The sequence below is a fragment of the Pseudomonas sp. D4002 genome (genome assembly GCF_013385665.1).
GTDB lineage: Bacteria > Pseudomonadota > Gammaproteobacteria > Pseudomonadales > Pseudomonadaceae > Aquipseudomonas.
Genome location: NZ_JACAPN010000015.1, coordinates 115525 through 127837, shown reverse-complemented (window position 1 = coordinate 127837; position 12313 = coordinate 115525). Strand labels below are relative to the sequence as shown.

Sequence of the window (12313 nt, the reverse complement as noted above, 5' to 3'; positions counted from 1 at the left end):
CAGACCGCTATCGCGGGCAAGCCCGGCTCCCACAGTTGCTTTCTGTTGACCTGGAAATTTGCATAAAAAAAGGCCCGCATCGCTGCGGGCCTTTTTCATTTCAAGCACATCGCTTACGGCTTGTGCGCCCGCGACAGAAACTCGTGGGACTGCATTTCCAGCAAGCGGCTCAAGGTGCGCTGGAATTCGAAGTTCAAGCGGCCGCCGGTGTAGAGGTCCTTGAGCTCGACTTCCGCCGAGATGATCAGCTTGACGTTGCGGTCGTAGAATTCGTCGACCATGTTGATAAAGCGCCGCGCGATGTCGTCGGTGGTGACGCTCATCTGCTCGACACCGCTCAGGATCACCGCGTGGAAGATCTTGCCCAGTTCGATGTAGTCGTTCTGGCTGCGAGGGCCGTCGCACAGTTCGCGGAATTCGAACCAGGCCACGTCATCGCAGGTGCGCAGTGCGATGATTTCGCGGTTTTCGATGATCAGCTTGTCGTTTTCAATCGCCTGGGTGCATTCCGGCGTCAGCGCGCGGAAGCTCTTGCGCAGGCTTTCCTGGGCCACTTCGTTGAGCGGGTAGTGGAACAGTTCGGCTTGTTCAAGGTGACGCAGGCGGTAGTCGACGCCGCTGTCGACGTTGACGATGTCGGTGTTCTGCTTGATCAGGGCGATGGCCGGCAGGAAACGCGCGCGTTGCAGGCCGTCCTTGTACAGGCCGTCGGGCACGATGTTCGAGGTGGCGACAAGGGTCACGCCGTTCTTGAACAACTCTTCCATCAGGGTGCCGAGGATCATCGCGTCGGTGATGTCGGACACGAAGAACTCATCGAAACAGATCACCCGGGCTTCTTCCGAGAAGCGCTTGGCGATGATGGTCAGCGGGTTCTTTTCGCCCGGCAGGGTCTTCATCTCTTCATGCACGCGCTTCATGAAGCGGTGGAAGTGGGTGCGGACCTTTTCCTTGAACGGCAGCGCTTCGAAGAAGGTGTCCACCAGGTAAGTCTTGCCCCGGCCAACACCACCCCAGAAATACAGGCCCTTGACCGGCGTATGGTCTTTCTTGCCAAACAGCTTGCTGAACATGCCCGGCTTGTTCTGCGAGGCCTGGACCAGATCGTCGTACAGGCGCTGCAAATGGCGCACCGCAGTTTCCTGGGCAGCGTCATGGAAGAATTCAGGGCGTTTCAGATCAGCTTGATATCGTTCTAGGGGCGTCATAATTCGTTAGCAAGGCAACAAAAACGGGCCGCCACTGTAACGACGGCCCTGAAGAATGGCAATCAACCCTTGGTCGGGTCAATCCTCGATTGGGGTCAACGCAACGCGCAAGGCTTCGATCGCCGCATCCCGCGAGGCGCTGTCGGCGAACGCCGGGCTATCGGCGACGACTTCACCGTCCAGCCACACGCTGAAGCTCGAGGCTTCACTGCGGACATCCAGCGCCTGACCCGATTGCAGCTGCTTGGTTACGGCGCCTGCGGTTTTACCGTCGGCAAAGTTGCGCGACAGCAGCAGTTGCTCGCCTTCGGCCGCCAGCAAACGGAAGCGGAAGCTGCCGTCGTCTTCGCGGAAGCTGACAAAGCGTGCGGCTTTCGCAGCTTTCTTCTTGGTGGTGGCAGCCACGGCGACCGGATTGACGAACGAGCGCAGGCCCACCGCTTCACGCAGTTCGGCCAGGAACGGTGCAGCCACGGCGCGGGCTTTGCGGGCGCCGACCAGCAGCAGGTCTTCCATGTCCGACGGGCGCGACATCAGTTGGTGATAACGCTCGCGCGCTTCACCCAACTGGCCGTCCAGCAGTTGGAACAGACGGTTCTTCGCCTCGCCCCAGCCCAGGCCTTGCAGCAGTTCACCGCGGAACTCTTCTTCCTGGGTCTGGGTGGCAAATGCCTGGTACAGGGTGAACAGGTGCGAGTTGTCCGGATCCTTGGCTTCGCCCGGCGCGCGGGAGTCGGTGACGATCCGCGAGATCGCGTCCTTCATGTCCTTGGCGCTGGTGAACAACGGGATGGTGTTGTCGTAGCTCTTCGACATCTTGCGGCCATCCAGGCCCGGCAAGGTGGCGACGCTTTCTTCGATCAGCGCTTCGGGCATGGTGAAGAATTCTTTACCCTTGCCGAACAGGTGGTTGAAGCGCTGGCCGATGTCGCGAGCCATTTCCACGTGCTGGATCTGGTCACGACCGACCGGCACCTTGTGGGCGTTGAACATCAGGATGTCCGCGGCCATCAGCACCGGGTAGCTGTACAGGCCCATGGTGATCCCCGCATCCGGGTCTTCGCCGTTCTCCAGGTTCTTGTCCACCGAGGCCTTGTAGGCGTGCGCACGGTTGAGCAAGCCCTTGGCCGCCACGCAGGTCAGCAGCCAGGTCAGCTCGGGGATTTCCGGGATGTCGGACTGGCGGTAGAAGGTTACCCGGTTCACATCCAGGCCACCGGCCAGCCAGGTCGCGGCGATTTCCATGCGCGAGCGCTGGATGCGCTGCGGGTCATCGCACTTGATCAGGGCGTGGTAGTCGGCCAGGAAGTAGAAGGAGTCGGCGTTGGCGTCCTGGCTGGCAAGGATCGCCGGGCGAATCGCGCCGGCGTAGTTGCCCAGGTGCGGCGTGCCGGTGGTGGTGATGCCGGTGAGGATGCGGGTACGGGTCGTCATGGGTGATCGCTTGTCATCAATTCGAAAGACGTGGCAGCACAAGATCCTTGAGATCGGTCAGCTTGCCATGAAAAAAGTGTCCGCATTCTGCCACTTTCAGCAGCTCATGGGGGCGATTCAGGGCCGCGGACCAGTCGTAGACGAGTTGCGGGTCGACCACTTCGTCGGTTTCCGGCTGGATCACGGTCAATGGGCAACCTTGTGGCAACACGTCGTTATCCCGCAGGCGCATCACGGCCGCGGCCACCATGAACAGGTGCGCGAGTTTTTCGCCCTTGGCTTCCAGGCGGCCGCCGAGGGTGGCCGCGACAAACCCGCCGAAGGAAAAACCCAGCAGGGTGATCGGCAGGTCGGGATGCTTTTCACGCAGCCAGGTGGCTGCCGCTTCGGCGTCGTCGACTTCACCGGTGCCCATATCGTGCGTACCGGCACTGGTGCCGACACCGCGATAATTGAAACGTAACGTGATCAAGCCGGCATCGCGCGCGGTGCGTTGCAGGGTCGATACGACTTTGTTGAGCATGGTGCCGCCCTGCACCGGGTTCGGGTGACAGATCAGCGCCAGGCCACGTGGCTCGGGGTGATCCAGATACAGGGCGTCCAGTTGGCCTACCGGGCCATCGATCAAAACGGGGGTTTCACGCATCAGCAAGGAAGGAACTCCGTGACCTCTCAAGGGGTCGACTCGTCTAGCTAAAAGTCTGTGCATGGCATCATTGCGAGCTTAATCGCGGTATACAGCGCAGGTCCGAGCCGTTAACGTAAAGCAAAGCCGTTTATAGAGGAAGGACTCGTGGAACACTCGCTCTTAGTTTGGTTGTTGCCGACTCTCGCCTTGGTTGCCGGTGTCGCCATTGGATTCCTGGTCGCCCGCCTGCTGCCGAATGCCGCGCCTAACCGCACGCAGCGTCAGCTGGATGACATTCAGGAACGTTTTGACAGTTATCAGAACGAGGTTGTTACCCACTTCAACAGCACCGCGACCCTGGTGAAAAAGCTCACTCAGAGCTATCAGGAAGTACAGGATCATCTCGCCGAGGGTGCCAACCGCCTGGCCCTGGACGACATCACCCGCCAGCGCCTGCTGGCCGCGCTGCATTCCGATGCACCGCACGCTCCACGGGAACGCCTGACCCCTCCGCGGGAAAATCAGGAACCGCCACGGGATTACGCGCCAAAAACGCCAAATGCCCCGGGGATGCTGGATGAGCATTACGGCTTGAAGAAGTAATAGCTTTTCAAGCGGCATGAAAAAGCCCGGCTGATCGATGATCAGCCGGGCTTTTTTGTTGGCACCAGGTCGACCAGACGACACTGATCCAATGTGGGAGCGGGCTTGCTCGCGAATGCGGTCTATCAGTCACCCTATGTATTAACTGACCCACCGTATTCGCGAGCAAGCCCGCTCCCACATTGACCGAGTCCGACTTCAGGACACTGGCTGTTCTTGTAGCTGCCCGTCCTGTATCCGCACATGCCGCCCATGGAAACGCTTGAGGCTGCTGCGGTGCCCGACGCTGACGATGCTCAACCCCGGCAATTCATCGATCAACGCCTGATACAGCGCCGCCTCATCTTCCTCGTCCATCGCCGAGGTGGCCTCGTCCATGTACAGCCATTGCGGTTCAAACAACAACGCCCGCGCAAACGCCAGGCGCTGTTGCTCACCCGGCGACAGCATGCGCTGCCAGTGATTGGCTTCGTCCAAGCGTGGAATCAGATGCGCCAGGCGGCAGGTTTCCAGGACCTGTGCATAACGTTGCGCCGGGTACGCGCCCTCCTCCTGTGGATAACTCAACACACCCCGCAAGGTACCAATCGGCAGGTACGGCTTTTGCGGCAGGAACAGATAACGCTCGGCCGGCAAGCGGATGTTGCCGTGGCCGTTTGGCCAGAGATTGCCCATGGCCCGCAGCAAGGTTGACTTGCCGCTGCCGGAACGCCCGCTGAGCATCAATCGCTCACCCTCGGCAACCGTCAGGTTGGCGCCATCCAGCAGGTGACGACCATCCGCCAGATCGAGGCTGAGGTTGCTCATCTGCAAATTGCCGCCCTGGCGTTGCAACTCGATGCCCGTGTTGCGGCCTTCGTTTTCTTCCATCGCCTCGCCAAAGCTCAGCAGACGATCACAGGTCGCACGCCAGCTGGCCAACACGGTGTACGCGTCGACAAACCAGCTCAGGCTGCCCTGCACGCTGCCAAACGCACTGGCCACTTGCATCAGCACGCCCAGCTCTATCTGGCCGGAAAAGTAACGCGGCGCTGCCACCACAAACGGGAAGATGATCGCGATCTGCGAGTAACCACTGGTGAAGAAGTTCAGGCGCTTCTTCAGCTGCATGATGCTCCAGAAGTTGCTCCACACCCGCCCGAAACGTGCACTCAGTTGCTGGTGTTCATTCGGCTCGCCATTGAACAGCGCGATGCTTTCCGCGTTCTCGCGCACCCGCACCAGGCTGAAACGCAAGTCGGCCTCGAAGCGTTGCTGGCGGTTGCTCAAGCCGATCAGTTTTCGACCAATCAAGTGGGTCAACCAACTGCCCAGCACGGCATATACCAGTGCCGCCCAGAACATATAGCCGGGAATCGTGATGCCCCAAACCTCGATACTGCCGGACACGCCCCACAGGATCACCGAGAACGACACCAGGCTCACCAGGTTACTGATAAACCCCAGGCCCAGGCTCAGGGTGCTGCTGGTAAAGGCGTTGAGATCTTCGGAGATACGTTGGTCGGGGTTATCGGTGTAGCCGCCATATTCCAGGTGGTAGTAGTTCTTCTCGCTCAGCCACTTGGCGAAGTAGGTTTCAGTCAGCCAGCGCCGCCAGCGGATGGTGAGCATTTGCTGCAAATAGGAAGTGAACACCCCGGTGACGATCGCCACCACGGCGATCACGCTGAAATACATCAGCAGGTGGGTGAAGGCGTCGTAGTCCTTCTTTTCCAGGGCGTTATAGAAGTCGCGGTTCCAGCTGTTGAACCACACCGACACGGCCACACTGAACAGCGAAAGCCCCAGCACCACCAGCAACAACAGCCAGGCCTTGAACTTCTCCTCACTGCGCCAGTAGGGGGTGATCAGCGCCCAGACTTTCCTTAAAAATTGCCCACGCACCGCGTCATTGACCGCGGAATACTCAGCGTTCTGATTCATTGTTCAGGCTCGGTAGGAAAAAAATAACAGGCGTTTGAACCGATCATAAACGATCGGTTCAGGGCTCCGTGCGGCCTGAAGCAGATTGTTCAGTCGCCGTTCAACGTCGAACCGGGCGTTTCTGCAACTTGCGCTGCAACGTTCGACGATGCATGCCCAGGGCGCGGGCCGTGGCGGAGATGTTGCCTTCGTGCTCGGTCAACACCCGCTGGATGTGTTCCCACTGCAGGCGGTCCACCGACATCGGGTTTTCCGGCACCAGGGTGTCGAGGTCGGCGTGCTCGGAGAGCAAGGCGGCCAGCACGTCGTCGGCATCTGCCGGCTTGCACAGATAGTTGCAGGCGCCACGCTTGATCGCCTCGACGGCGGTGGCAATGCTGGAATAGCCGGTGAGGATCACCACGCGCATTTCCGGGTCCAGCTCCAGCAGCTTGGGCAGCAGCACCAGGCCGGAGTCGCCGTCCATTTTCAGGTCCAGGGCCGCGTATTCCGGCAGGTCGGCCGTGGCGATGGCCAGGCCTTCCTCGGCGGAACCTGCGGTGCTGACGCGAAAGCCACGACGGCTCATGGCGCGGGCCATCACGCGGGTAAAGGTGGCGTCGTCATCTACCAGCAGCAGGTGCGGCAGTTCTTCGCCTTCGACTTGGATCTCGTCACTCATCGATGTCTCCTCGTGCGACACGGGGCAGGCGCAGCTCGGTGAGCGTACCGCCTTCCTCATGACTATAGAGTTTCACTGAGCCGCCCGCGCGGGTCACGCTGGCCTTGCTCAAAAACAGGCCCAGGCCGAAGCCTTTGCCCTTGGTGGTAAAGAAGGGCTTGCCGATCTGCTCGGCAATCGCCAGCGGCACACCGGCGCCGTGGTCGCGAATGCTGATGGTGAAGTCTTCCGCATCCCAGTCCAGGGTCACTTCCAACCCTTCCGGGCAGGCATCGGCGGCGTTGTTCAGCAGGTTCAGCAGCGCCTGGGTCAGGTCCGGCGGCGGTGCCATGCGCGGCACCGTGCCCTGGCCCAGCAGGTGAAACCGGTAACTGGCTTCGGGACGCATCAGGTGCCAGCGGTTCAGGGCTTCGTCCAGCCACTGGGTGACGTCTTGCATCTCCACCGCCAGGCGGCGATTGGCCTCGGCGGCGCGCACCAGCTGCTGCAAGGTCAGCTTGCACTGCTTGACCTGTTCCTGCAGCACACTCAGGTCGTCTTGCAGGGCCGGGTCGTGGTGGTCCTGGGTCATTTCCTTGAGCAGTACGCTCATGGTCGCCAGCGGCGTCCCCAATTCGTGGGCCGCGCCGGCGGCCTGGGTGGCAACGGCCAGCAGCTGCTGGTCACGCAGGCCTTCTTCACGGCGAATGGCGCGCAGTTCTTCCTGGCGGCGCAGCTCTTCCGCCATTCGTGCGGCAAAAAAGGTGATGACCGCCGCCGACAGGGCAAAGCTCAGCCACATGCCGTAGATCTGCAGGTTTTCCCGGGCGATGGGGAAGGTCTGCAACGGGTAGAACTGTGCCAGCAGCAGGGTGTACAGGGTCAGGGCAATACCCGACAGCACCACCGAATAACGCCACGGCAAGGTCACCGCCGCGATGGTCAGTGGCACCAGGTAATAGGACACGAACGGGTTGGTGGAGCCGCCGGAGAAGTACAGCAACACGCTGTGGATAAACAGGTCGCAGGCCAGTTGCAGGGCGTATTCCAGCTCGGTCACAGGCCACGTGGTGCGCAGCCGGATGACGGTAAATACACACAGCACCGTGGAGAAGCCGAGGGTCACGGCCAACTGCAACCAGGGCAGCGGCAGCAGTTTGAACCAATAGGCGAGCCCCACCGAACCAGCCTGTGCGGCCAGCACCAGGGTGCGGATGAACGTCAGGCGCCAAAGGTTCTGGCGGGTGGCGGAAGTCAGTTTTACGGCGGCGAGCATGAGCTCTCCCGATGAGCGCTGCAGGCGGATCGCACGGAGTATAAACGAAGCGACAGCGCTGGCACGGCGTGTGTGGCTCTTTGACGCAGGGGTCAGGATCATGACCGTTCGTCGGCATCCGCCAACTTGTAGCGAATGTGTAAACCCGAAGAACTGAAACCTTGCGTCTACAGTCTTACCGAACACGAACATCTCAAGGAGCTTACATGTCTCGTTTCATTCGCAGTGCAGCCACCCTCACCCTCGGCGCCGCTACCCTCGCCAGCCTGCCGGCCATGGCCGCTGACGAACTGCATTACAACCAGATTTCCCTGCGTGCCGAAGTCAGCCAGGAAGTGGCGCGCGACCAGATGATCGTCACCCTGTACACCGAGTCGCAGAACACCGACCCGGCCAAGCTTGCCGCCGAAATCACCACCACCATGAACAAGGCGCTGGCCCAGGCCCGCGAAGTCAAAGGCGTGACCCTGCGCCAGGGTAGCCGCAACAGCTACCCGATCTACGACAACAAGAACCAGAAAATCACCGGCTGGCGTGAACGCGCTGAGCTGCGCATGGAAAGTGCCGACTTCGCCGCCCTGTCCAAGCTCACCGGCGACATGCTGACCAACCTGAAAATGGACAGCATGGACTTCGCCATCGCCAACCCGACCCGCAAGGCCAGCGAAGATGCCCTGCTTAAAGAAGCGGTCACCGCATTCAAGGCCCGTGCCCAACTGGCCACCGATGCGCTGGGCGGCAAGGGCTACAAGATCGTCAACCTGAACTTCAACACCAACGGTTATCCACAGCCGTATGCACGTGGCGGGATGATGATGAAAGCCGCAGCGATGGATTCGGCACCGACGCCGGAAGTCGAAGCCGGCACCAGCCAGGTCAACATGACCGCAGATGGCGTGATCGAAGTCCAGATGCCTTGATCGAGCGGTACCCCAGTTGCAATGACGCTGCCCACGGGCAGCGTTTTTTTTGCCTGCGCACTTCATTCAAGAAGTATCAGCGGTAATAACCGGATATCAGCTTAAGAAAATACTCAATGGCTGAGAGTGTTCTGGTCCACACACCTTGAAGCGCACCGGCGATAAATCTTTTCAGCTTATAACCCGCGTAATGGCGAACTACATCTTCCCCATCAAAGAACGGAACACGCCTACACGCTGAACCACCTATGGCGGACATCACATCATTCCTGCACACCATGCACATCAGGATTTGTCATATGACCACCATAGGTTCCATCGCGGCAAACAACGGCTTCTTCCTTGATACCCCCTCCTCGGCAGGTATTGCCGAAGAACAGGGAAAACCCCGCCAAGGTACGGATACTTCACGGCAGACATATTCGCCAGGGCAGCCCGTAAAGGCAGCCGATCGGGCCACCGACACTCCCGCATCACGACCCCGCCGTCACACTCACGACGTGTTGATCCCGGGATTGCCATACAACAAGACAGTCGAAAACTACATTCGCAGTGCAACGACAGGGTTCGAGACGCCCCTGGAAAGCACCGCCAACCTTATCAAGGCCGAAATCAAGAAAAAGTGGGGCGAGGACGTTGATCCGGACAACACGTTTATTACTACCTTCAACTACGACCCGACACGGGGAAGGCCTCCTCGCAATGCAAAGGTACTGAACCGGATAACCTTGACCCAGGCGGCCCTGCAAGATGTGCAGAAAAAAAACAACACCGATGAACACCAGACGCCCGAGGAAAAAACACGCACGACCCTGCATACCTGGCTGGAACGGCTACTGACGTTTTCGCCGCTGGGCCAGGCGGGGCTTGCCATTGACTCTGCCGTCAATGCCCAGCAGACCTATGAGTTTATATACCGCGCCTCCCCGCCCGGCCAGCGCCAGCAATACAACGAGTCGATGCGGATCAAAAAGACCCCGGAGCAATTCAGGGAATTGGTGTGGAACACCGAACGCGCCGCGCCGTATAAAACATTCCTGGATACGTTCTGGCCCAGCCACGAAAGCAAATACACGGCATTGACCAAGGCCTCCTTCGTTGCCGCCATCCTGCTCCAGGAAAAGACCGGCAGCCTGAGCCCAAGCGACAAGGAACTGGCGCTACGCGCAGCGAACTTGACCACCGATAAAGACTGGTCGAACCTCCGCGTCGAGGACCTGAAAGCCTCTGCCGCCCAGGACCCAGGCCTGGAAATGGGTCTGCTCAGCATCAACGGTTTTCAATCTTCGGACCTGCTGTACATCACCGACAAAAACCCCAAGGTCACCGATGACGGCAAGATCATCAGCCCCACGCTTTTGTATATTCCCGGCAACTCGTCGCCTATTCATCGCTTTGACAGCCAGGCCCAGATGAAAAACTGGCTGGCTGAGCAAGCTGCCGACCCCACCAAGCGCGAAGCCCTTTCAACCCATTTCACGCTGCGTGACCAGGCCGACCGGACGTTCTCCGACGGCGTGAACCAGACACTGACCGGGCTGGGTGGCTGGCACCGCAAAGACGCGCCGGATGCCGATGTGTTGGAGCGCCTGAATGAATTCAACCCGCAGACTTTCATCACCACCGAACCCCTCGCCCAGGACCCATTCGAGGCCATTACTGCCCGCCAGAAAGATCGCTCGTACAAGGATGCCGAGACCCAAATCGTCACCGACAGCGACGTGACCAAAGCCAACATCCTCAAAGGCCTGGAAACCGCCACCAAGGTCGCGATGCTGATGACGCCGCTGGCACTGGTGATGCCCGAAGTCGCCGTGGCCCTCGAGGTGTTCTACGTCGCCTCCGGCGTAGCGGAGGCCGGTATCGGCATCGATGACGTCAAGCACGGCAAGAAAGGCGGGGCCGACCATATCGTGTTCGGAGTGCTCAATGCGCTGCCGACGGTGGCTTCGGGCGCAACTTCACTGGTGGAGAAAGGGATAGAGAGGGCCTCGAAAGCCCTTGAGTCCTCCACCCGCATCGCCCTCACGCGCGAAGTCGAGCCGGGAGCTGCAGGGGCAAGCGTGCTGGTACCTGAGGGCCTGTCCGCAGACCAGACCTTCCTGATCAAGCGTGCAACCCATACCGATGTAGTGGTCGGGGATGACGTTTACCGCTACGACCCCGCACAACCGGACGCCTTGACCAAGATGGGGCCTACCGAGCATGCCGAGCCGCTGGAGGATTTTGAAGCCGTTTGTGCGCCGGTTGGGCGCCGCGTAAAGCGCAACATTGACAGCTTGTGCTACACAAAAATGATCGAGGACGCCGATACATCGGTCGCTCAAGACGCCCAGGCACTTGAGCATCGGCGTCTCTTGCCGGGCGCCCCAACGCAGGAAGGCGCGCGGACCGTGGTGCATGAGCACAGGCTGTATAGAGTGAGCGACACATCCAGCCAGGAGCTGATGTCGGTGCCCGGGCACACGCCGGTTACCTACCGCAACCAAACCAGTGGGGTGGTGCTCAATGAGCCGGACTTCGGCTATGAAGATATCGGTCAACCACGGGCGCTCAACCAGGAAACCGTGGTTGTAAAGCTGGACCAGATCAGTGATCTCAGTGATGACCAGCGCGTCCTGAGGGGCATAAAAATACCCTACGCAGGAATAGATTATGTGGTGGTCGAGGGCGATACCGGCATTTACTACGTGGCCGAATACGACGGTTCGAACCCTGCGCTCAACTTTCAACGCATCGCCGCAAACACCGATCCGGCCAGCCGGGACATCATCAGGCTGCATGACGAGTACAAGGACCTCTATCGTGACATTTCCGGAAAAACCCACAATAACGATCTGGTGATACTGCCCTCCCTGGACTCACTGGCAAAAAAACTGAGCCTTGAATACAACTTCAAACCCGATCAAGCCACCCAACTGGACCGAGTCCTGGCCGGACTGTCCGATGAAAAGAAACGTGAAGTTCTACTGGCAGTCTATGCCTGGGACAAGAAGGTAGAGGTGGCCGCCAAGACCATACAACTTGAGCCCCTTCAAAAGCCTCACTATTTCGGGCAGCTCACGGTCAACGAGCAAAACAAGGCCTACGCCCGTTGGGGCAAGAGAACGGTGGAGGAACAGTTCCAGACAACCGGTATACGGTCGGCCAACCAGAAAACCCTGGCCGATGCCGGTAACAGTCTGCGCAGCGACGTGGCCAATGAAATAGTGACCTGGCTATACACTCGAACCGGCGCGCCCAACTACTCGGAGGTCATCCTGAAAACGGGGGCCGGCAATTGCGACCAGATGGCCAGGGTCGCCACCGATACCGTTAACGCCAGTGGCGGCTTTGCCCGCATTGCACAAGTGCAGGGACACACCTTCAGCGTGGTCGGCGGCCCCGCAAGTCAGCCTAACCTCTTGACCGCTGGATTTGCCGAGCCCGAATGGGCTGATGCGTGGATAGTGGACCCATGGGCCGGTATCACTTGTCCGGCCAACGAGTACCACGGCCAATTCGCACAACGCATGCAGGAATGGAGCGACGAGGGCCGGCAAATCCTGATCGGAGATGGTGGTACGCCGCCTCGGCACGTCTGGAGCGATCCTATGGACCCGCGGTGGATACAGTCCACCGTTTATGGCGGCGCACAGGTGTTTTAAGGCGATCGCCGCGACGCAGGCGCTTATCTCAACC

The 12313-nt window shown here is 59.8% G+C and carries 9 protein-coding genes; 3 read left to right on the top strand and 6 right to left on the bottom strand.

Going from position 1 to position 12313, the window contains the following annotated elements; all coding sequences use genetic code 11:
• Nucleotides 1-113: 113 nt before the first annotated feature.
• From zapE to HX824_RS08450, 3 genes are all read right to left on the bottom strand, one after another.
• A complete protein-coding gene (zapE, locus tag HX824_RS08460; protein ID WP_003216025.1) occupies nt 114-1208 on the bottom strand; it encodes a cell division protein ZapE in 1095 nt (364 codons plus the stop codon).
• Between the two features lie 78 nt (nt 1209-1286).
• Nucleotides 1287-2642 carry a tryptophan--tRNA ligase gene (locus tag HX824_RS08455; RefSeq protein WP_102604564.1) on the bottom strand — a complete coding sequence of 452 codons (1356 nt, stop codon included), beginning with the start codon at nt 2640-2642 and terminating at the stop codon, nt 1287-1289.
• Between the two features lie 16 nt (nt 2643-2658).
• Nucleotides 2659-3288: an alpha/beta hydrolase gene (locus tag HX824_RS08450; protein WP_102604577.1), complete on the bottom strand. Its 630-nt coding sequence runs from the start codon at nt 3286-3288 to the stop codon at nt 2659-2661.
• Between the two features lie 147 nt (nt 3289-3435).
• Here HX824_RS08450 and HX824_RS08445 point away from each other — a divergent pair, with 147 nt between their 5' ends.
• Nucleotides 3436-3873 (top strand): YhcB family protein, encoded by a 438-nt coding sequence (locus HX824_RS08445; RefSeq protein ID WP_003216019.1) that lies wholly within the window; start codon nt 3436-3438, stop codon nt 3871-3873.
• Between the two features lie 198 nt (nt 3874-4071).
• Here the strand turns inward: HX824_RS08445 and HX824_RS08440 are convergent, their stop codons facing one another.
• From HX824_RS08440 to HX824_RS08430, 3 genes are all read right to left on the bottom strand, one after another.
• Nucleotides 4072-5796 (bottom strand): ABC transporter ATP-binding protein/permease, encoded by a 1725-nt coding sequence (locus HX824_RS08440; protein WP_008437256.1) that lies wholly within the window; start codon nt 5794-5796, stop codon nt 4072-4074.
• Between the two features lie 100 nt (nt 5797-5896).
• Nucleotides 5897-6457, bottom strand: coding sequence for a response regulator transcription factor (locus HX824_RS08435; protein ID WP_003216016.1), 561 nt, complete (start codon nt 6455-6457; stop codon nt 5897-5899).
• Nucleotides 6450-7712 (bottom strand): ATP-binding protein, encoded by a 1263-nt coding sequence (locus HX824_RS08430; protein ID WP_003216013.1) that lies wholly within the window; start codon nt 7710-7712, stop codon nt 6450-6452. Before HX824_RS08430 ends, HX824_RS08435 begins: the two co-directional genes overlap by 8 nt.
• A 206-nt stretch (nt 7713-7918) precedes the next feature.
• On the opposite strand from HX824_RS08430, the gene HX824_RS08425 reads away from it, so the two are divergent.
• Nucleotides 7919-8632 (top strand): SIMPL domain-containing protein, encoded by a 714-nt coding sequence (locus HX824_RS08425; protein WP_003216012.1) that lies wholly within the window; start codon nt 7919-7921, stop codon nt 8630-8632.
• Nucleotides 8633-8931: 299 nt separating this feature from the next.
• Nucleotides 8932-12279: a dermonecrotic toxin domain-containing protein gene (locus HX824_RS08420; RefSeq protein ID WP_177054432.1), complete on the top strand. Its 3348-nt coding sequence runs from the start codon at nt 8932-8934 to the stop codon at nt 12277-12279.
• Nucleotides 12280-12313: the final 34 nt, after the last annotated feature.

What these genes read in the sequence shown, in the direction of transcription:
- HX824_RS08440 (WP_008437256.1), bottom strand. Translation starts at nt 5,796, where the DNA reads ATGAATCAGAACGCTGAGTATTCCGCGGTCAATGACGCGGTGCGTGGG.
- HX824_RS08450 (WP_102604577.1), bottom strand. Translation starts at nt 3,288, where the DNA reads ATGCGTGAAACCCCCGTTTTGATCGATGGCCCGGTAGGCCAACTGGAC.
- HX824_RS08435 (WP_003216016.1), bottom strand. Translation starts at nt 6,457, where the DNA reads ATGAGTGACGAGATCCAAGTCGAAGGCGAAGAACTGCCGCACCTGCTG.
- zapE (WP_003216025.1), bottom strand. Translation starts at nt 1,208, where the DNA reads ATGACGCCCCTAGAACGATATCAAGCTGATCTGAAACGCCCTGAATTC.
- HX824_RS08430 (WP_003216013.1), bottom strand. Translation starts at nt 7,712, where the DNA reads ATGCTCGCCGCCGTAAAACTGACTTCCGCCACCCGCCAGAACCTTTGG.
- HX824_RS08420 (WP_177054432.1), top strand. Translation starts at nt 8,932, where the DNA reads ATGACCACCATAGGTTCCATCGCGGCAAACAACGGCTTCTTCCTTGAT.
- HX824_RS08425 (WP_003216012.1), top strand. Translation starts at nt 7,919, where the DNA reads ATGTCTCGTTTCATTCGCAGTGCAGCCACCCTCACCCTCGGCGCCGCT.
- HX824_RS08455 (WP_102604564.1), bottom strand. Translation starts at nt 2,642, where the DNA reads ATGACGACCCGTACCCGCATCCTCACCGGCATCACCACCACCGGCACG.